The organism is Thermosipho globiformans, from assembly GCF_003990895.1.
In the GTDB taxonomy this organism is placed as follows: Bacteria; Thermotogota; Thermotogae; order Thermotogales; family Fervidobacteriaceae; genus Thermosipho; species Thermosipho japonicus.
Genome location: NZ_BHXD01000002.1, coordinates 128,933 through 149,966, shown reverse-complemented (window position 1 = coordinate 149,966; position 21,034 = coordinate 128,933). Strand labels below are relative to the sequence as shown.

The following is a 21,034-nucleotide window of genomic DNA, read 5'->3' as shown; positions in this document are numbered from 1 at the left end:
GCTTCCCGCTTCAACCCGTGATGACTCGTAGACCCCATTTGGGTTCCGCTGCCAGTGCACGGTCCACGGGCGTAAATTCGGACGGTTCCCGCCCTACTGATAGTATTAAGCCATACTTAGCTAGATTCTTAGCAGCATTTACATCTCTATCATGGTGTGCTCCACATTCAGGGCACGTCCATTCTCTAATACTTAAGTTTTTTACTTCTTTATTTATGTATCCGCATTCACTACACATCTGACTTGATGGATAGTATCTGTCTGCTTTTATTATTTCAATCCCACAGCGTTTTGCTTTGTATTCGAGAAGTTCTTTGAATTTACCCCACGATTGCATGTGGATGTGCTTTGCGAGTTTGTGATTTTGAACCATACCTTTGATATTAAGAGCTTCTACCACAATCTTACCAACTTGGTTTTTGCTGGTAAGACTGTGTGTAATCTTATGAAGCCAGTCACTTTTTATTTTTGCTATTTTTTCGTACAATTTTGCAAGACGCAAACGTGCCTTATCCCTATTCTTTGAACCTTTTTGTTTTCTTGATAATCGCTTATGAAGTCTCTTGAGTCGTTTCTCGTATTCAAAAAGATCTGGCATGCTGTATTTTCTACCATCACTTAATGTGATTGTGTCCTTAATCCCAAGGTCTATACCTAGAATATTGGTAGAAGTATTTTGTACTTTAACGTCTTTGACTTCAAAGACTATTGCAACATAGTATTTGTTCATCGCCGTTTTGATGAACGTTGCCTGTTTGATTTTTCCATCTTTCGTAATCTTTCTGTGCAACCGAACTTTTATGCCTTCTTTAAACTTTGGTACAAATATAAGGCCGTATTTTGGATTATCTTCTTTAATATACAACTGAATATGTTGTGGAACACGAAAAGTTTGTTGAGAGAATTTCTTTTTCTTGAACCTTGGATAGCCGGCTTGTTTTTTGAAGAAATTTTTGAATGCGCGTTCTAAGTCTTTTAGTGATTGTTGAAGCATTTGAGAATTTACTTCCTTTAGCCATGAATATTTGTCCATCCTTTTGAGTTTTGTCAAAACAGATGCCCATTCGTTGTAATATGTAGAACGTCCCATCACTTTGTAAATGGTAGAGGCGTAATTCAAAAAGAAATTATACACAAATCTGGTGTGACCAAAATGTTTAGAAAGTTTTTCTTCTTGTTCTCTCGTAGGGTAAATACGAAATTTGTAGGTTATTAACATTTTTATCACGTCCTTGAGATTTGATATATTCTTTCAGTACTTCTAAAGGCGCTCCACCTACTGTCAAAAGGCAATAGCTCTTAGACCAAAAAGCGGATTTCCAAAGTTTATCTTTGATTTGCGGAAACTCTTTCTTAACAAGTCTAGACGAAGCGCTTTTATATGCATTTATGAACTTAGATAGCTGCGAATTTGGTTGCGCAGAGAATAAAACATGAATATGATCTTTATCATGATTAAATTCCTTGAGTTTAATACGATACTTATCACCAATATATTCAAAAATCTCTTTAAGACGATTCGATATACGATCGTTAATTACCGGGCGTCTATATTTTGTCACGAGCACAAGATGATAGTTTAATTTAAATACTGAATGATTATTAGATTCAAGAATCAATTATTTCGCCTCCATATCGTGTATTAACACTAAATATTATATTCATATTATCAGCAAAAATCGCAAATTCATCTCCACCTTATAGAAGGTGGAGTCTTCTTTGCGCTTTATTCGATAAATTTAAATTCCAAACGCTGTAAATCTTTTAAGTCCATTTCTCCATACAAATTCAGATATACCAAAAACAACAATTAACCAGAATAGTTGTAGAAAAAGTACGCTAAAAAAATCTAAAAAAGTCGTCCTAGCAAAGAGAAAATTTACAGGCGTATACAACATTAATCTAAAAGGAAGTAGTTCAAAAATTGTTTGAAACTGTTGTGGAAAAAGATTTAATGGCAAAAGTGCTCCAGAAAGTATATTTTCAAGTGTCAAATAGAATGTTATAATCCCAATGTTTTCATGCGTGTAAAAAGAAATCAATCCTATAACATACCAAATTAAAAATCTTAATATACTGCCCAAAAACGCAAGTATTAAAAACAAAATCAGTGTTAGAAAATCTGGAAAAACTCTAGTTACCAACCCCAAAAGTATGTATGCAATTGGAGCAGCAAAAAGAAAGTACACCGTAACTGTTGACGCATATTCCATTAGATTAACAATTCCAAATGGAATATTTCTTGAAAGGTAATTAACTATCTCTCCAGAAAAAATCTTTTCCCTTATTTCACGTGATTTTCTTATAAAAGGATACATTTGAATTAAAAAAAGTGAAACTGTGTAATAACCAAGAACATACGATTTTTCTACCCCAGAAAATGCCTTGTTTTCTAAAATAGATATCCATAGAAAGTAGATCATAAATAATCTTGCAGGATAACCAAAAAGCTTTGTAAACAGCTCTATCCTATTACTAAAAGCTCTTTTCAAATTCAAAATATATGCTTCTTTCATTATATTTAGAATTCTCATCTTTTATCCTCCATAGCTTTCATATCTTTTCATTCCTAGTTTCCATAAAATTTTGAAAATAGCTATCCACATCATAATAGAAAAAACAGCCCCTAATAAAAGCGCCCAAAAAGTTCCAATATAATTCATTTTCAAGGTAACAAAAGCGGGAACAGTTGAAGCATATCCAAAAGGTAAAAGGGTAATCATAAAAACACGAATAAAGAATGGAAATATTGTATGAGGGTAATTTACTAGCATAGCAAGAGAATCGGAAAGCTCATCAATAGCTGAGATTTTCCCAAACCAAAAAGAAACTGTACTTGTAGACATTTGAATCAAGGAATAAATAAAAACAGCAACAAAATTAAAAAGTAGAGCTATAAAAAACGATATAACGTCTAATTTAATTTTGTAAAAATTAATAATGATAATTATCCATATAATTGAAGGAATAGCATTAAAAATATTTTCCAGTCGTATATAAAGTATATTTATTAGCACATACGGTTCTAACGGTTTTGTAAGGTATGTATCTAGTTTTCCTGTATATATAAATTTCCATAATTTTCCTGCAACAGGAAAAAATATCATAGTAAAGATATGAAAAAACTCTGAAAATGCTGTAAACAGGTACATTTGTTCTAATGTCCAACCATTAAAAACCTCTATATTTGTATAAATAATCTTCCAAAATAGTATGTTTACTATAAGAAAAAGGGCATTGCCTAGTACATTAAATAAAGTTGAAATTCTAAAATATAAAAGCCTTCTCAAACTCAGCTCCACACCAATTTTAAATAACTCAAAATTTCTTTTAAGACTTTTCAACAGAATTCCCCCACAAGCCAATTTATAATTTCTTCATAACTCATTTCCTCAATTCTGAAAGACACGACATTTGAATACATTAAAATCTTTCTTTTTATCTCTTCTATTTCCTCTTTATTCTCATACGGAACTTTTATTTTAATACTATTTTTTTCAATCTCTATGGGATATCCAAACAATCTGATATTTTCAACTATAGTTTTAGTTGGTTTTCCTTCAAAATCAATAACAAGGTTCTTGTATCCAAATTTATTTTTTAAATGTTTTGTTTCAATATCTAATTTTAATTTTCCATTATCTAGTAGTAAAATTCTGGTGCAAAAATCTTTTATCACATAGACCCTGGCCAAAGTAAAAAATAGGTTAAATTAGAATATAAAAAAAGGGCTACACCTGCTAAAATTATTTTTGTACCAAAAATAATCTTTATCAAGGAGGTGTAGCCCCTGAAAAATATTCACTTCAATATTATTTTACCACAAAAATTACTCAACAAAATATCTAATCTTGTCTTTGACAAATCTAAAAGAATGTATCTAAGAAAGTATCCTGATCATATCTTTGTTTTAATTTTATCTCTTATGTATTTAACTAATATTCAATCTATGAGAAAACTATATGCTTATCTTTTAGATGGAAGAATAAAAATAAATAATCTACCTTCTAGGCAAACAATACACTATAGATTGAAAAGATTATCAAAAAAGAAAGTGAGTAAGAAACTAAAAAGACTTTTTAGTACACTGCTAGTTATTGACAGTAGTGAAATTAGAGGAAAGAAAAAGAGACTTCATCTATTATATGAAGCAAAGGAAAAAGTGTTATTAGATTTTGAAATAGGAAATAATAAAGAAGTAGAACATGCAGAAGTTATGTTAGAAGATATAGAAGGCTCGATATTGTTGGCAGATAGAGGGTACTGGCAATGGGAGTTTATTGAAAAAATGAAAGAAAAGATGAAGTTATATGTAAGACCTAGGGGAAGAAAAGGGGAAGAATTTATGGAAAGAGAAATAAATAGGTTGATATATAGCAAAAGATGGGAAATAGAATGGTATATAGAAAGACTGAAGCAGAGGATAAAGATGAGAGGAATGAATGAAAGGACGCTAAAGGCACAGATTACATATATGTTACTAGGATAGCAGTTAATAATGCTAATAGACACACTCTCTGCTCATCCTAAGCTGATTAGATTGATTGAAAAATAATTTTTACATTGGCCAGGGTGTCTTTTATCACATAAAATTCATGTGTTATTATAAATACCGTCTTTTCAGATCCAAATGGGTAATTTAACAGGAACTCCTTAAAAGCACTCTTTGCACTTACGTCAAGCCCTATGGTAGGCTCATCAAAGAAAAAGATGGAAGGATCATGAATTGATGCCATAAGTATTTCTGCCTTCATTCTCTCACCAAGAGAAAGTGTTCTAACTATCCTGTTTAATAACTTTTCTATTCCAAAATATTCATCAAAAACTTTTAAACGCTCGTCAAGTTGCTTTTCATTTAATTGATATACAGCTTTATATAATTTTAGGCTATCATAAACGGTAAGTTCTGGAATAAGAAGAGATTTTTGACCAAAAAGAACACCAATGTTTTTTACATACCTTTTTCTATCCGAAAAAGGATCATACCCCATACATTTACAAACCCCCGAAGAAGGCGGTATGATCCCAGTTAATATCTTAAAAAGCGTTGATTTTCCACTACCATTTAAACCCAAAACTGCAACCTTTTCACCTTTAGAAATTGAAAAACTAACGTTTTCCAAAGCTGTGATAGTTTTAAATCGAGGGTTGAATAACCTTACAAAAAAATTTCCCTCTTTATTGTCTGCAATTTTATATGTTCTTGTCAAAGATTCAACCTTTACCAAAGATTACCCCCCCACTTATTAAAAACTATCCAACGTACTCTACATCTTCATCCGGTTCTTCTCCTTCAAGGGCAAATTTTAATGATTCTATAGCAACCTCTATTTGCTTTTCATCAGGTTCAGCTGTAGTAAGTTTCTGAAGCAGTAATCCTGGAAATGACAAAAATCTTAAAAATGGAAATTTATCAAATAACTTTAAAAGTTCATATGAAACAGATGCTACAACAGGTATTAAAACTATTCTAATTACTATTCTTTCAACCCAAGAAAGTGGACGATAAATCCCGAAAATACTAAAAAGAATTATAGCAACTATTAAAAAGATCATCACAAAATTTGTTCCACATCTTGGATGAATGGTTGAATATTTTTTAACATTTTCAACGGTTAATTCTTCTCCGTTTTCATACGCATGAATGGTTTTATGCTCTGAACCGTGATATTGAAATACCCTTTTTACATCTTTCATAAATGAAATTATCCAAACATACAACAAAAACAGTCCGAGTCTTATAAACCCATCCACCAAAGAAAATAAAAATTCATCATCTTTTACCCCCAAAAGACCTGTTAAAAACACCGGCAGTATTACAAACAATCCAATACCAACTACTATTGCTATAAAAATTGAAAAAAATGTTTCAGATTTTTTCATTTCTTCTCCTGTTGCAATCTCTGCAGACCTATCAAGACCTTTTAGACCAAAATACATAGAATAAAAAAGACTAAAAAGTCCCCTTACAAATGGTATTTTCAAAACTTTTTTATTCTTTATCTTTCCAAGTTCTTCTTTTACAATTTCTCCTTTTTCATTTCTTACAGCAATTACAATCTTTTTACCCATCATCAAAACACCTTCAATGATTGCTTGACCTCCAACTTTCATACAATAACCTCCTGTAAACAAAAAAATCGGGGTTATTTCTCCCCGAGAATCTCAAGTATTTTTCTTGCATTTTCATCTTCCAAAATAATTTTAAAAAACTTATACGCGTTATTATCTTCTTCTGAATTTTTACCTAAAAAGTATTGGCGAACCTTTTTAACAAAGTCTTCTCGTTCCTCGCCGCTCATGTTTGCAACATCTTTGACAATATTCAAGAGTCTTTCATCATCCCTACAGCTTTGAGCAATATACTCTAAATCATTCATCCAATAATTATTCCGCCTTCTTTGTTAAATATACTTTAAAAGAAATTCCTGTTCTTGTTTCACCATCGATCTCTACTTCAATAAATCCTGGAACGGCATATAAATCTTTACCTTCTTCTGATAAAAACCTTCTTGCTACTGCCAGAGCTTTTGAAGCTTGATTAACAGCTCCAGCACCTATAGCTTGGATCTCAAGCTTTTCATTCTTGTTTAGAGATCCAACAATAGCACCCGCTACCTTGTTAGGATTAGATTTTGAGCTAACCTTAAGTGTTTCCATAGCTATACCACTCCTCCTTGAACAGATATTAATAGAACTGTTACTAATACGATTATATTTTAACATAAAATTACAAAAATTCAAAATTTTATAAAAATTTATATTCTGATCATATTACAACTTTATTTTTTACCGTAAAATATTGATTTTTCTTCGTTTTTCTTTAGAAATCAAACAACGATGATTGATCTGTTTCAGGTAAGTTATTTAATATCTTCAATTTTTTCATAGTAGTTATATGTGCTTTACTTAATTTTGTCCTTTTTTTCAAATCCTCTATTGAAGTAAATTCCTTTTCTTTTCTTGCTTGAACAATTGAATATGCAACACTATCTCCAACACCTGGAATTCTGTTTAAAGGAATCCTTAGTTTATTATCTTCAATTAAAAATCTTCTGTAATCACTCTGTAATATATCAGGTGGTAAAAATGAAAAACCTCTTAAATACATTTCTAAAGCTGCCTCAAGTACTTTTTCCTCATTCTTTTCCTTTACATCTTTTTTCATTTTTACACTAAGTTCAGTTAATCTCTTTTTTATAGCATTTGGACCTTTTAAAATTGTTTCAATGGAAAATTCATCTCCCTTAATGGAGAAGAACGCTGCATAATATGCAAGTGGAAAATGAACTTTAAAATAAGCAATCCTAAATGCCATACTAACATATGCAACAGCATGAGCCTTAGGGAAAAGATATTTTATCTTTTTACAAGATTCTATAAACCATTCTGGTACATTATGCTCTCTCATCAAATCCTCTTCTTCTTTTGTAATGCCTTTTCCTTTTCTAACTTTCTCCATTATCTTAAAGGCCGTTGATTCTTCAACCCCTGCTTTTATAAGGTAAATCATTATGTCATCACGACAAGAAATAACTTCTGAAAGTGTTGCTTTTCCGGACCTAATTATATCTTGTGCATTATTAAGCCAAACATCGGTACCGTGTGAAAGCCCTGAAATTCTAACAAGCTCTGCAAATGACTTTGGTCTTGTCTCTTTAAGCATTTCCTGGACAAAATCGGTACCAAATTCAGGAATTCCAATAGTACCAATATCCGTTCCTAAATCAGATGCTCTTACTTTTAAAGGTTTTAAAGACGAAAAAATTTCCAACGTTTCCTTATCATCCATAGGAACTGTGGTGGGATCTACTCCAGTATACTCATATAAAAGTTTAATCATTGTAGGATCATCGTGCCCGAGTGCATCAAGTTTTACCAAATCATCATGTATTGATTCATATGCAAAGTGAGTTGTACACATTTCAGAATCCTTCTTGTTTGCTGGATACTGTATTGGAGTAAAATCATATACGGTCATATCCTTTGGAACGATCATTAGACCTCCAGGATGCTGGCCTGTTGTTCTTTTTACCCCTGCAACCTTTTCTGCCAGTCTTACTTGTTCCGCTGTATTTAAAGTTTCATCTTTTAACTCCATATAACTTCTCACATAACCAATTGCACTTCTCTCGGCAATTGTACTGATTGTTCCAGCCCTAAGAACATTATCTTTTCCAAATAACTCAACAATATAGTTGTGGGCCCTTTCTTGATACTCACCTGAAAAGTTTAAATCTATATCCGGGACCTTATCCCCTTTAAAGCCCATAAAAACTTCAAAAGGAATATCTTGACCTGTTTTATTTAATTTTGTTCCACATTTTGGGCACAATTTATCAGGCAAATCATAGCCTGAACCAACTTCCTTTGAAAATTCAAGGTATTTACAGTTTGGACAAATATAGTGCGGCGGAAGTGGATTAACTTCCGTTATACCCATAAGGTATGCAACAAATGAAGAACCAACAGAACCTCTAGAACCAACAACATAACCATCTTCGTTTGCCTTTTTTACTATAAGATGTGCAATTTCATACAAAACCGCATAACCGTTATCAATTATACTTTTAAGTTCTTTTTCAAGCCTTTTTTCAATAACCTCTGGGAGTGGATCACCATAAAGCTCTTTGGCTCTCTTTAGAGATAAATTTCTAACATTCTCTTCTGCACCATCAATTATTGGTGGATGGAGCTTTTTCTTTACCGGTGCAATATCTTCAATCATATCTGCAATTTTATTTGGATTTTCAATAACTATTTCTCTAGCAATTTTTTCGTCCTCAAATATTTCCATTGCCTCTTTTAGTAATTCATCGGTAGTTCTCAGATAAAGCTGTGCATCTTTATCACGTAGATCTTCATCGTGTGGATTGCTTTTTTCTTTCGGCGAAAGTAAAACATGCCTTGCCTTTATATCTTCTGGCTCTAAATAATGAGCGTTATCAACCATTACAACGGGCATTTTTAACCTTTTTGCAAGAAAATAAAGCCTTTTAAATATATCCCTTGCCTGTTCTTTATTTACTGAAACAATAGTACTAAGTGGAAAAATCTCAACATAATCATACTCTTTTAAAAGCTCAATTATCTCTTCATCGGTTGCAGAACCCTTTAATGCTTCAAAAATTTCTCCCTGCTCACAGCCTGTACCAAATATCAACCCTTCTTTATATTCTTTTAAAACATTCTTTGGAACAAAAGGTACATATTTAAAATATTTTACATGTGCGTCTGAAACTAATTTATACAAATTTTTCAATCCTATCTTGTCTTTAACTAAGATAGTTATGTGATTAAATACTCTCTTTGTCCTTATACTTGAAATAGAAGTACCTGCTTTTAGCTTATTTATATCATTTAAACTATTTATTCCCATCTTACCTAATATTTCAACTAATTTACCAAAAAGTTCTGCAGTTACACTTGCATCTTCAAAAGCTCTGTGATGCTTAAATGGTCCAAGTTTGAAATATTCAACAAGTTTTCCAAGGCCAAAAGACTTAACCTTCCCTTTCAAAACTACCCTGGAAAGTTTCAATGTATCAAGATAAGGCATTATCAAATCTTTATCGTATATTTTTCTGTAAACTTCCCTAATAAATCCATAGTCAAAGTCTGCATTATGTGCAACAAGAACAGTACCTTCTATAAATTCCAAAAATTTTGGAAAAACTTCTTCTATACCTGGTGCATCTTTTAACATATCATTTGTTATTCCAGTAAGTTTTTGGGTAAATTCGTTTATATCTTTGCTTGGTTTTACAAAACTTTTAAAGGTACCAATAATTTTTCCATCTTTGTACTTTACTGCACCAAATTCAATTATCTCATCGAATCGTGCGTTTGTACCTGTTGTTTCAAGGTCGAAGACTGTATAAATGCAATCCTTAATCACATAATCTTTGTCTAAATTCTTTACAATATCTCCAGGTTCATTAAGAAAGTACATTTCAGTTCCAAATATGGGTTTTATCTCGTTGGATTTAGCTTCTTCATATAAATATGGTATAGATTGCACATTTCCATGATCCGTTATAGCTACTGCCTTCCAACCCCATTCTTTTGCTCTTTTTACAAATTCCTTTATGTCTATAATTGCATCTAAATCACTCATTTTTGAATGAACATGCAAGGGCACTCTCTTTTCTTGTGATAAATCTTTTCTCTCAATTGGCTCTGGATCTTCGTAAATTTCTTTAACAGAAAAATAAAACTCCCCATTTCTATCAACACTCATCGACCCCTTAAAATAATACCAATTATTTACGGAAACCAAGGTCTCTATTTTATCTACATTCTCAAATACTTTTGCAAGTATGGAATCTTTGTTATCTGTAACATATATACTTAACACCGGATACCCATATTCAGATTTTTCAATTTTAAACACCTTTCCTCTTAAGAAAACTCCTTTTGCATTCATTGAAATAGTTGATGGAAAATAATATTTTATTTTTCCACCTTCAAATGTTTTCAAAGAACTTTCTACTTTTGGAGGAGTAAAACTTATTTCCTCTTCAATTATTTCTACTCTAACATTCTTTTTAGTTAGACTTTCAATTCTTTTTAATTTACTTTCTATTTTTTTAGCTGCAAATTCACCAAAAGCTTTAATAACTATTTCATCTTCAAGAAATTCCACATCTTTTACATAAGGAGCATTACCATTAAGCATGTTCAAAATTTTCTCTTTATTCATCTCAGGCAAACTATATTCTAAAAACACATCAACTCCAAAAAACATCTTCAACTTCTCGCTTAAAATTTCTAAATCTCCAATCGCTTCATTTAAATAAAAAGTAAGAGATTGAGATTTTGTATCATATACTATTTTTACAATCTCACCGGAAAGTTCCAGATTAAAGTATTCTGAAAGTTTCGTAATAGGGATATTTAAATTTGGAAAAACATATTTCATTTTTTATCCTCCCTATGCTCTTATTTCAACTGCAAGACACCAAGCAACTGCTAATGCATCGGCAGCATCATCGGGCTTTGGGATATCATTTAAATTTAAAAGCATTTTAACCATCTTTTGAACTTGTTTTTTATCTGCTCTCCCGTATCCAGTTACATTATTCTTTACTTGATAAGGCGTAAACTCATACAAAGGAATGTTCCTTTGCGAAGAGGCTAGAAGAATTACTCCACGAGCTTCTCCTACATGGATGGCTGTCTTTACATTTTTGTAGAAAAACAAGCTTTCAATTGCACAAGCATCTGGAGAATATTCTTCCAATAGCTCCACAAATCTATCATATATATACCCCAATCTCTTATACATGGGAACATCTTTTTCAGTGGTTATAACCCCATGCGTGACATGTGAAATTTTGTTTTTATTCTTTTCTAGGATCCCATATCCAAGTATACCATATCCCGGATCAACACCTATTATTCTCAAAGATAAATACCTCCACTTTTTATTTGCTTTTCACTCCAAAATTATATATCAATATGGTTAATAACGGAAAAACACTTGCACTCAAAAACATGAATATTGTGTTATTACCAAATATCGCTGCATAACCACTTGAAAGGAAACTTCCAATCGCCCAAGAAAATCCCATTGAAATACCAGATGCAAGAGCCTTATTATTTGGTAAAAGCTTTTGAGCAGAAACAATGTTAGAAGACATTGTAAAAAAGCTAAAGCCGTCAAACAAGACAAAAGAAACTACCTTTAACCACAAATTAGGTACAAATACAAACAACAGTCCAAATATACCCATTCCTACAAAACCAATAGTATTGGTAAATTTATCATTAGTTTTTTCAAGTACAATTGTACCAAAGAAATTAGTAAAAACTCCAAACATCATTCCAAATGTTAATATTGAACCACCTACTACTAAAGATTTTCCAACTTCATTCATATAAATTGGAATATATGTATGAAATATATCCATAGAAAAACTTCTTGATGCAACTATTAAAAAAATAGGCCAAAGTTTGAATATATCGCCTTTAAAACTTAATTTCTTTGCTTCAACTGGTTTTTCATAGCTAAATATCTTGAGGGAAAGAAGTAAAAGAACCGGAATAAAAAATAAAGTTAAAAAATATAGTTTTTCAATTCCTATTTTTTCTTGATAAAAAGTTATAAAGACTGGTGCTATACCGGCACCTAATGTTCCCGCAACTGAAAATAAAGCAACATGCTTTCCTTTAGAACGCCTTCCTGCAAAGCTAGCACCCAGAGGATGAAACATAGAATTTAAAAGTCTAATGACAACCACAAGAGAAAAAAATAAAATAGCTGATTTTACAATACCCAAAAAAGATACCAAAAACACTTCTAATACAACAATTACTGTTATATAAATACCATCTCTTTTTATTTTATCAAAATACATGCCAAAAAATACTTGGAATATAGAAGTAATACCACCAAGTAAAGCTATAAAGCTTGCAAATGTTTTGTTATCAATTCCTAATTTGTCAATAAAATGAGGTGCAAGAGGTTTTACAAAAGCATTAAAAAAATCTGCAAAAAAGTGAAATATTGCTCCCAACAACTCCATCTTATTTCCCCCTTTACATTATTTAGCTTTACGAATTATCAAGATTATTATACCAATTTTCTTTTTCATTGTCTAAAATAAAAGATTAAAAATTAAAATATTATTTGTACCCAATAACTCTTACATTGTAAAATCAAAAAAATCACAAAAATTAGCATCAACACTAAAAACAAAATTAACTATATTGTTATTATATAGTTAATCAAAAGTAAATTGTAACCATAAGTTAGTTTGTATTATGAACATTTTTAGAGGAATTAAAAAGACGTATATTATGCAATATAATATTATTAAAAATGACTTTTATCATAAAATACTTATTTTACTATTTCTTTAAATCTTGAAAATAAATTTAACCTTATTCTTGTAATATTAATTAAAAATAATATACATTATTTTTTAACCCAGGTTTTTGCGAGTATTAAATTAGCACAATAAAAAATATTAACTTTTTGTAACTAAGTTCTGCATACCCCAAAAATAATACGTTTATTTTTTGATTATTGTAACTTTTATGTTAAGTCACAAAAATTGTCTAACTTTCCGGGGGATCTTTTTATACTTGTTTTTTCGTAAAGCCTCTTAAATAAAAGATTTTACATTTTATTTACTTCAGCTCAAAGGTTTCGTTACTTGTTGGGATTGCTTGTATATATTATAATTATTACGGGGTTTAGAATCTACCTATGAGGAATGAAAACCTTGGTTTATCTTTTACGTACGTAACGACTTTTAACGTTTAGAATCTACCTATGAGGAATGAAAACTTTAGGACATCAAGAAGATAAGAATAGACCAAAAGATATTGTTTAGAATCTACCTATGAGGAATGAAAACAATGCCCATCGTGTTCAGCGTGAAGTATCAAAAGAATTATTAGTTTAGAATCTACCTATGAGGAATGAAAACAGTATAGATCAAATGAAGGCACTTGCATAGTTGTAGGTTGGTTACGTTTAGAATCTACCTATGAGGAATGAAAACTCTATGCCTGCTATAGCTGTTCTAACTATTTTTAATATGCGGGTTTAGAATCTACCTATGAGGAATGAAAACCTTCCTCAGATGATGTATAATCATTGATTTCAACATCAAGTTTAGAATCTACCTATGAGGAATGAAAACAAAACACTTTCCTTCATCATAATAAAAACTAAAAGTTTAGAATCTACCTATGAGGAATGAAAACAATTCTGTTAAAATACTTTTCTTTTCAAAAAGAAGAATGTTAACGTTTAGAATCTACCTATGAGGAATGAAAACATCCTTATGTTTTTTGCAATTCTTGCTTTTTCTTTTTTGGTTTAGAATCTACCTATGAGGAATGAAAACTTTTAATAACCATACTAACACCTCCATAATTTTATTTTTTCTGAGGTTTAGAATCTACCTATGAGGAATGAAAACACATTGGCGGTTTACGAAGAACAGCACATGCCTCCTAAATTGTGGTTTAGAATCTACCTATGAGGAATGAAAACAATGCAATTATAGTTATGACAATAATTGCAAAAACTATGGTTTAGAATCTACCTATGAGGAATGAAAACACTGGTTAAAAACTGTGGCTAATTGCATGCGGTATCACCGTTTAGAATCTACCTATGAGGAATGAAAACCCGATGTTTCATCTTCTGCTACGTTCTCGTCGGATTCAGGTTTAGAATCTACCTATGAGGAATGAAAACCAATCAAAACCGCTCTATCATAATTCACACCATAATACAGGTTTAGAATCTACCTATGAGGAATGAAAACACCCATCTGCCCTTGCCAATTATTATCTTTGCAATTGTAACAGGTTTAGAATCTACCTATGAGGAATGAAAACCTTAATGGTCAAGTAAGTCCTGTTATAAGCGGTTTAATGCAAACGTTTAGAATCTACCTATGAGGAATGAAAACTAAAAGACCTCTTGCCTTACCTTCTTCTAAATCATATGTTTGTTTAGAATCTACCTATGAGGAATGAAAACGATATAAGGAAGATCATATCCCACGTATTTTTTGAATCCTTCTCCGTTTAGAATCTACCTATGAGGAATGAAAACCTATTGTAGTTTCGGCTTCTAAAAATTCCGTTTCGTGCGGTTTAGAATCTACCTATGAAGAATGAAAACAAAACGGATCATCCGCAAGTACGACACATTCTAATAAGTCAGTTTAGAATCTACCTATGAGGAATGAAAACTTCTTTATAAAATGTGGGCTTCTACAATGGTAACAATTTGGTTTAGTTTAGAATCTACCTATGACACCCTGGCCAATGTGAAAATTATTTTTCAATCAATCTAATCATTTTAGGATGAGCAGAGAGCGTGTCTATTAACATTATTAACTGCTGCCCTAGTAACATGTATGTAATCTGTGCCTTTAGCGTCCTTTCATTCATTCCTCTCATCTTTATCCTCTGCTTCAGCCTTTCTATATACCATTCTATTTCCCATCTTTTGCTATATATCAACCTATTTATTTCTCTTTCCATAAATTCTTTCCCTTTTCTTCCCCTAGGTCTTACATATAACTTCATCTTTTCTTTCATTTTTTCAATAAACTCCCATTGCCAGTACCCTCTATCTGCTAACAATATCGAGCCTTCTATATCTTCTAACATAATTTCTGCATGTTCTACTTCTCTATTATTTCCTATCTCAAAATCTAATAACACTTTTTTCTTTGCTTCATATAATAGATGAAGCCTCTTTTTCTTTCCTCTAATTTCACTGCTATCGATGACTAGTAATGTACTAAAAAGTCTTTTTAGTTTCTTACTTACTTTCTTTTTTGATAATCTTTTCAATCTATAGTGTATTGTTTGCCTAGAAGGTAGATTATTTATTTTTATTCTTCCATTCAAAAGATAAGCATATAGTCTTCTCATAGATTGAATATTAGTTAAATACATAAGAGATAAAATCAAAACAAAGATATGATCAGGATACTTTCTTAGATACATTCTTTTAGATTTATCAAAGACAAGATTAGATATTTTGTTGAGTAATTTTTGTGGTAAAATAATATTGAAGTGAATATTTTTCAGGGGCTACACCTCCTTGATAAAGATTATTTTTGGTACAAAAATAATTTTAGCAGGTGTAGCCCTTTTTTTATATTCTAATTTAACCTATTTTTTACTTTGGCCAGGGGCTCTAATTCCCCTTACATAGAGTCCATTTGTGTTAACGTTGAGAAAAATAATATTAACAGAATGTTTTCATAAATAATCATTAAAAATGGTAAAATATCTTAGGTTATAGTCGCCTGGAACGTGTCTTAAACGCCAAAAAAGGCTACATGTTCCAGCGGTTGTTTATTTCAAAAAAACTGAGGAGGTGAACTTTGTGTACGCTATTGTTGAAAGCGGTGGAAAACAGTTTCGTGTTGAACCAGGAAAAGTCTTTTTCACTGAAAGAGTTGTCGGTAAAGGTGAAGGAGAAGAAGTCAAACTTGACAAAGTCCTTATGGTAAAAACAGATGATGGAAAAGTTTTAGTTGGAAAACCATACCTTGACAATGTAGAAATTAAGGGAACTATCGTTGAACACGGCAGAGCAAGAAAAGTTGTAGTTGGAAAATTTAGACCAAGAAAAAACTATAGAAGAATAAAAGGTCACAGACAATGGTACACCGCAATTAAAGTAGAAGAAATCCAAGTAAAATGATTACATGTAAATTTTTTAAAGAAAACGGGTATTTTGAAAAGTTTTTAATAACAGGGCATTCAATGTATGCTCGAAAAGGTAAAGATATAGTTTGTGCAGCGGTAAGTGTTATAGCTCAGCACACAGCAAGATATCTGTTAAAAAATGGAGCATCTGTCAAAATAAAAGATGGATATTTAGATGTAAAAAATATTTCGCACGATAATATTTCCCAAATATTTGTAAACGAATTAATTGATACCTTAAAAGATTTAGAGGAACAATACCCAAAATACCTTAAACTGGAGGTGAGCAATGATGAAAATTAACATACAGCTTTTCGCAAAAAGCAGTACTGCCAAAAATGGACGCGACAGCAATCCTAAATATCTTGGAGTTAAAAGAGGCGATGGCCAAAAGGTTTTAGCTGGCACTATTATTGTTAGACAAAGAGGAACAAAATTCTGGCCAGGTAAAAACGTAGGAATGGGAAGAGATTTTACCTTATTCGCACTCAAAGATGGTGTAGTCAAATTTGAAGTTAGAAACAACAGAAAATACGTAAGCGTATATGAAGAAAAATAAGGGGGGCATTTATGCTTAACGCCAAAAAAGTGGCAATTATAGGGGTGTTTGCTGCACTTGCATTTGTAGTAATGTATATCGAAATACCAATATTCCCAGCAGTCAACTTTTTAAAATATGATCCTAGCGATATTTTAGTACTATTAACTGCTTTTATATATTCTCCAACTGTTGGAGTAATAGTGCTGGCAATAAAAGATATTTTGTTTTTCATATTTAAATCACAAGATATAGTCGGAATTGCTATGAATTTTGCAGCTGGAGCTTTGTTTATCGTTCCTGCGGCAATAATATACGGGAAAAAGAACAGATTCAGAGAAATATTAGGTTACATAATTGGTACTGTCGCTGCAACTGGTGGAATGGCACTTTTGAATATGATAGTAGTTCCATATTATTGGAAAATTCCTTTGGAAGAAGTGTTTAAACTTCTGCCATGGATTATTGGCTTTAATGCAATTAAATTTTCAATAGATTCAGTAATAAATGGAATAATTCATAGACGCGTTAAAAACATTTTAGAACCAGATGAAGCGAGAATATAAGGAGGGAGGAATAACAATGGCAAGAACGTTGCCTATACAAAAAACAACTTTATTAAAGAAAGAAGAAGTAAAAAAAGATTGGTACTTAATAAATGCAGAAGGTCAAACACTTGGTAGACTTGCAACAAGAATTGCTCTTGTTCTTATGGGAAAAAATAAACCAAACTGGACTCCACATGTCGATTGTGGGAATTTTGTCGTTGTAATCAATGCTGACAAAATTAAATTAACTGGTAAGAAATGGGATCAAAAAGTTTACTACAGACACTCTGGATACCCTGGAGGAATTAAAGAATTTACAGCAAGACAACTTCAACAAAGAAATCCAGAAAAACTCATTCAACTTGCTGTTAAAAGAATGCTTCCAAAAACAATTCTTGGAAGAAAAGCATTAAAAAGACTTAAAATATATGCAGGTTCAGAACATCCACATAGCGCACAAAAACCAATCGAATTGAATTTTTAATCAAGGAGGGATGTAGAAAATGGCTGAATACTACATGGGAACTGGAAGAAGGAAAACATCAGTTGCAAGGGTATATCTAAAAGAAGGTAATGGAAAAATTACAGTTAATGATAAAGACTATGAAGACTTAAATGGATATCTTGAAAATTCAGTTTGGACTCTTCATGCCCTTGAACCATTAAAAGTAACTGGTCTTGAAGGTTCTTTTGATCTCTTTATAAGAGTTCAAGGCGGAGGAAAATCTGGACAAGCAGGTGCTATAAGACTTGGTATTGCACGTGCGCTACTTCAATACAACCCTGATCTTAGACCTACATTGAAAGAAAAAGGTCTTCTCACAAGAGACCCAAGAATGGTCGAAAGGAAAAAATACGGTCTTAGAAAAGCAAGACGTGCACCTCAATTCTCCAAACGTTAATATTCCTTATTTGCAATATAACTTCACCGTGGCAGTAAAAATACTGCCACGTTTCCTCGTTTAAAAGAGGTGATTACTTATTCTTAAAGACACTATTGAAGAAATCAAGTCAAAAATTGATATAGTTGAACTTATTTCCCGCTATGTAAGTCTACAAAAAGTGGGAAATAGTTATCGTGGTTTGTGCCCTTTCCACACAGAAACAACACCTTCCTTCTATGTAAATCCATCCTTTAAGACATACCACTGCTTTGGCTGTGGAGCGTCTGGGGATGTGATTAAATTTGTTCAAGAAATTGAAGGTATACCATTCATGGAAGCGTTAAAAAAACTGGCTGATGAGGCAGGAGTTAAAATTGAATACAGCTCATCAAATAGCTTTCAACAGTTATACTTCAATTTTTATAAAGAACTTCATAAAGAATACATGGAAAAGTTATTTGATGAAAAAATTGCTCTTGATTATTTATTTTCAAGAGGTTTTAGTGAAGAAGAAATAAAGGAATATGAGTTTGGTTTTTCACCTATAAATTCTAAAATTCCTCAAAAAATTGCTAAAAAATTAGACATTAAATCCTTGAAAAAATTTGGTTTTTCAAATCACGATCAATTTGAAGGAAGATTAATAATACCAATTAAAAATGAATATTCAAATGTTATAGCATTTGGTGGAAGACTCTTAGGTGAAGGTCAACCAAAATACCTTAACTCATATGAAACAGATCTTTTTAAAAAATCAAAAACCCTCTTTTTACTAGATATTGCAAAAGACAAAATTAAAACTGCAGATTTTGCAATTATTTGTGAAGGCTATTTCGATGCTATTGCATTTCATAGAGCTGATTTTAAAAATGCTGTTGCAACACTTGGAACAGCCTTTACAAAATTTCATGCTTTTTCTATTAAAAAACTTACTCAAAATGTTATTTTAGCCTTTGATACTGATAGTGCTGGAGTAAAAGCAGCTCTTCAAAGTATAAAAATACTTATTTCAATGCAATTTAATGTTATGGTTGCTGGAAAAACAAAAGAAAAAGATCCTGACGAAATTTACAAAACTCAAGGTAGTTCTGGACTATATTCTTTCTTAAAAGAAGCAATACCAGCTGAAGAATTTATCCCTTATGTTTTAAGTAAAAACTATGATTTAAACAACTCAAATGCAATACCTCTCTATACAAGAGAAATAAAAAACTGGGAAAAAATATTCGAAAATTTTCCAGAAAAACTTGAAACATTTAGAAAAACTGCCGAAAAGATATCAAAAACGAGTATAACTGTTTCTGTACCTAAGCCAAAACAAAAAACTAATCTTCCAACCTTAGATGAAATGGTTATATATTTACTTTTAAACAATCCGAAAGTTGATATAGAAATTAACCCAAAAATATTTAATGAACTTACCCAAGAATTCATTAAATCTTTAAAAAATCTTAAGAACTTTTCATTTGAAAAATTGTCCAAAGATTTGCAAAAATATATTGAAAATATATTGAAAAAAATGGAAAAATTTGAAATAAATGAAGAATATATAAACACAGTAAAGAAAAAAATTGAAGAAAAAACTTTAGAAAAAAGGATAGAAGAAATAGATAAATATTTAAATTCTGCAACAGATGAAGAAAAAAGGGTGCTTTTACAAACAAGAATGGAACTTGTTAGAAAGCTCAAAAAACTTGGGAGGTGAACTCCTGATGGCAAAGAAAAAAACTGTAGATTCTTTAGATTCAAAAATTGAAAAACTCATAGCTATAGGAAAAGAAAAAGGCTTTGTTACGTATGAAGATATTGACAAGATGTTCCCGCCAGAAAAGGCAGATGAGTTTGATGGAAATGTATTAGAAAAAGTCTATGAAGAGCTTGAAAAAAATAATGTTGCAATTACTGAAGAAAGTACAAACGATGGAATTGAAGATGTAACTTTGGAAGATTTTTTAGAGGAATCTCCAAAGTTTTATGACAATATGGCAACTAAAGACTTAATAAAGATGTATTTAAAAGACATTGGAAAGATTCCACTTTTAAGTCAGTCGATGGAAAGAGAACTTGCAAGACGTGCACAACTTGGAGATGAGAGGGCAAAGCAAAAATTGGTAGAATCTAATCTAAGGCTCGTTGTAAGTATAGCTAAAAGATATGTTGGAAAAGGTCTTTCATTCTTAGACCTTATACAAGAAGGTAATGTTGGTCTTTTAAAGGCCGTTGAAAAATTTGATTGGAAAAAAGGTTATAAATTCTCAACTTATGCAACATGGTGGATCCGTCAAGCAATTACTCGTGCAATAGCGGATCAGGCAAGAACTATAAGGGTTCCAGTACATATGGTAGAAACAATAAATAAAGTTCAGAAAATAATGAGAGAGTATTATCAAGAACATGGAACAGAAATACCAATTGAAGAACTTGCAAAATTAATCGGAAAACCTGTAGAAAAAGTCGAGGAAATTCTACAAGCAGCAAAAGAAACAACTTCTCTTGAGGCACCAGTTGGTGAAGACGATGATTCAACTGTAGGAGACTTTATCGCAGATGAAACGATCGCTTCACCAAAGAAAGAAGCAATGAGAATGTTAATACGTGAAGAAGTAGATAAAGTTCTTGAAACATTAAATGATAGAGAAAAGTTGGTTCTTAAAATGAGGTATGGTCTTATAGATGGAAAAGCAAAAACCCTTGAAGAAGTAGGACAATATTTTAATGTTACAAGAGAAAGAATTAGACAAATAGAAGTTAAAGCTTTAAGAAAACTAAGACATCCTTCAAGAAGTAGATATTTAAAGCTTTTATTCAAAATGCTTGACGAATCATAAAAATTTACCGCACATATTGTGCGGTAATTTATTAGGGTGATA

At 31.5% G+C, this 21,034-nt stretch carries 22 protein-coding genes and 1 CRISPR repeat array; of the genes, 9 read left to right on the top strand and 13 right to left on the bottom strand.

Translation table 11 applies throughout. The annotated features are described in order from the left end of the window. Positions 1 to 10: 10 nt before the first annotated feature. The 5 genes from EO083_RS02760 to EO083_RS09870 form a co-directional block, all read right to left on the bottom strand. Positions 11 to 1,219 (bottom strand): RNA-guided endonuclease TnpB family protein, encoded by a 1,209-nt coding sequence (locus EO083_RS02760; protein ID WP_126992667.1) that lies wholly within the window; start codon positions 1,217 to 1,219, stop codon positions 11 to 13. Beyond that, positions 1,158 to 1,619: an IS200/IS605 family transposase gene (gene tnpA / locus EO083_RS02755; protein WP_126992666.1), complete on the bottom strand. Its 462-nt coding sequence runs from the start codon at positions 1,617 to 1,619 to the stop codon at positions 1,158 to 1,160. The genes EO083_RS02760 and tnpA overlap by 62 nt, the downstream gene beginning before the upstream one ends. 120 nt (positions 1,620 to 1,739) lie before the next feature. Continuing rightward, complete coding sequence (locus EO083_RS02750) at positions 1,740 to 2,534, bottom strand: ABC transporter permease (protein ID WP_126992665.1); 795 nt, start codon at positions 2,532 to 2,534, stop codon at positions 1,740 to 1,742. A gap of 3 nt (positions 2,535 to 2,537) precedes the next feature. After that, positions 2,538 to 3,344, bottom strand: coding sequence for an ABC transporter permease (locus tag EO083_RS02745; protein ID WP_126992742.1), 807 nt, complete (start codon positions 3,342 to 3,344; stop codon positions 2,538 to 2,540). After that, positions 3,341 to 3,679 (bottom strand): hypothetical protein, encoded by a 339-nt coding sequence (locus tag EO083_RS09870; protein ID WP_164723680.1) that lies wholly within the window; start codon positions 3,677 to 3,679, stop codon positions 3,341 to 3,343. Before EO083_RS09870 ends, EO083_RS02745 begins: the two co-directional genes overlap by 4 nt. Positions 3,680 to 3,874: 195 nt before the next feature. Here EO083_RS09870 and EO083_RS09940 point away from each other — a divergent pair, with 195 nt between their 5' ends. After that, positions 3,875 to 4,489, top strand: coding sequence for a transposase (locus EO083_RS09940; RefSeq protein ID WP_241229939.1), 615 nt, complete (start codon positions 3,875 to 3,877; stop codon positions 4,487 to 4,489). A 46-nt stretch (positions 4,490 to 4,535) separates the two neighbouring features. Here the strand turns inward: EO083_RS09940 and EO083_RS02735 are convergent, their stop codons facing one another. The 8 genes from EO083_RS02735 to EO083_RS02700 form a co-directional block, all read right to left on the bottom strand. After that, the gene (locus EO083_RS02735; protein ID WP_241229938.1) at positions 4,536 to 5,228 is read right to left on the bottom strand and encodes an ATP-binding cassette domain-containing protein; all 693 of its coding nucleotides are present in this window, start codon (positions 5,226 to 5,228) and stop codon (positions 4,536 to 4,538) included. Positions 5,229 to 5,253: 25 nt separating this feature from the next. Next, on the bottom strand, positions 5,254 to 6,114 hold the full coding sequence (locus tag EO083_RS02730) for a DUF1385 domain-containing protein (protein ID WP_126992664.1): 861 nt from the start codon (positions 6,112 to 6,114) through the stop codon (positions 5,254 to 5,256). A 32-nt stretch (positions 6,115 to 6,146) separates the two neighbouring features. After that, positions 6,147 to 6,380 (bottom strand): hypothetical protein, encoded by a 234-nt coding sequence (locus tag EO083_RS02725; protein ID WP_126992663.1) that lies wholly within the window; start codon positions 6,378 to 6,380, stop codon positions 6,147 to 6,149. Positions 6,381 to 6,387: 7 nt separating this feature from the next. Then, entirely contained in the window at positions 6,388 to 6,660 is a 273-nt protein-coding gene (locus tag EO083_RS02720) for a stage V sporulation protein S (protein WP_004101650.1), read from the bottom strand. A 163-nt stretch (positions 6,661 to 6,823) separates the two neighbouring features. Continuing rightward, positions 6,824 to 10,921: a PolC-type DNA polymerase III gene (locus tag EO083_RS02715; protein ID WP_126992662.1), complete on the bottom strand. Its 4,098-nt coding sequence runs from the start codon at positions 10,919 to 10,921 to the stop codon at positions 6,824 to 6,826. A gap of 12 nt (positions 10,922 to 10,933) precedes the next feature. Then, positions 10,934 to 11,407 (bottom strand): crossover junction endodeoxyribonuclease RuvC, encoded by a 474-nt coding sequence (gene ruvC / locus EO083_RS02710; RefSeq protein WP_126992661.1) that lies wholly within the window; start codon positions 11,405 to 11,407, stop codon positions 10,934 to 10,936. Between the two features lie 19 nt (positions 11,408 to 11,426). Continuing rightward, positions 11,427 to 12,527, bottom strand: a complete 1,101-nt coding sequence (locus EO083_RS02705) for an MFS transporter (RefSeq protein WP_126992660.1) — start codon at positions 12,525 to 12,527, stop codon at positions 11,427 to 11,429. A gap of 671 nt (positions 12,528 to 13,198) precedes the next feature. After that, positions 13,199 to 14,718: a CRISPR direct-repeat array (repeat unit 30 nt; unit sequence GTTTAGAATCTACCTATGAGGAATGAAAAC). An 84-nt stretch (positions 14,719 to 14,802) separates the two neighbouring features. After that, positions 14,803 to 15,483, bottom strand: a complete 681-nt coding sequence (locus EO083_RS02700) for a transposase (RefSeq protein ID WP_241229937.1) — start codon at positions 15,481 to 15,483, stop codon at positions 14,803 to 14,805. Between the two features lie 385 nt (positions 15,484 to 15,868). Between EO083_RS02700 and rplU the strand changes: the two genes are divergently transcribed. From rplU to rpoD, 8 genes are all read left to right on the top strand, one after another. Then, positions 15,869 to 16,189 (top strand): 50S ribosomal protein L21, encoded by a 321-nt coding sequence (gene rplU, locus EO083_RS02695; protein ID WP_126992659.1) that lies wholly within the window; start codon positions 15,869 to 15,871, stop codon positions 16,187 to 16,189. Continuing rightward, a complete protein-coding gene (locus tag EO083_RS02690; RefSeq protein ID WP_126992658.1) occupies positions 16,186 to 16,497 on the top strand; it encodes a ribosomal-processing cysteine protease Prp in 312 nt (103 codons plus the stop codon). Before rplU ends, EO083_RS02690 begins: the two co-directional genes overlap by 4 nt. Next, complete coding sequence (gene rpmA, locus EO083_RS02685; protein WP_004101635.1) at positions 16,487 to 16,753, top strand: 50S ribosomal protein L27; 267 nt, start codon at positions 16,487 to 16,489, stop codon at positions 16,751 to 16,753. The genes EO083_RS02690 and rpmA overlap by 11 nt, the downstream gene beginning before the upstream one ends. Before the next feature lie 11 nt (positions 16,754 to 16,764). Next, positions 16,765 to 17,298 carry an ECF transporter S component gene (locus EO083_RS02680; RefSeq protein WP_126992657.1) on the top strand — a complete coding sequence of 178 codons (534 nt, stop codon included), beginning with the start codon at positions 16,765 to 16,767 and terminating at the stop codon, positions 17,296 to 17,298. A 16-nt stretch (positions 17,299 to 17,314) separates the two neighbouring features. Next, entirely contained in the window at positions 17,315 to 17,764 is a 450-nt protein-coding gene (gene rplM, locus EO083_RS02675) for a 50S ribosomal protein L13 (protein ID WP_126992656.1), read from the top strand. Positions 17,765 to 17,783: 19 nt separating this feature from the next. After that, positions 17,784 to 18,182 carry a 30S ribosomal protein S9 gene (gene rpsI, locus EO083_RS02670; RefSeq protein ID WP_126992655.1) on the top strand — a complete coding sequence of 133 codons (399 nt, stop codon included), beginning with the start codon at positions 17,784 to 17,786 and terminating at the stop codon, positions 18,180 to 18,182. A 79-nt stretch (positions 18,183 to 18,261) separates the two neighbouring features. Further along, a complete protein-coding gene (dnaG, locus tag EO083_RS02665; RefSeq protein WP_126992654.1) occupies positions 18,262 to 19,869 on the top strand; it encodes a DNA primase in 1,608 nt (535 codons plus the stop codon). Positions 19,870 to 19,876: 7 nt separating this feature from the next. Continuing rightward, complete coding sequence (rpoD, locus tag EO083_RS02660; RefSeq protein ID WP_126992653.1) at positions 19,877 to 20,992, top strand: RNA polymerase sigma factor RpoD; 1,116 nt, start codon at positions 19,877 to 19,879, stop codon at positions 20,990 to 20,992. Positions 20,993 to 21,034: the final 42 nt, after the last annotated feature.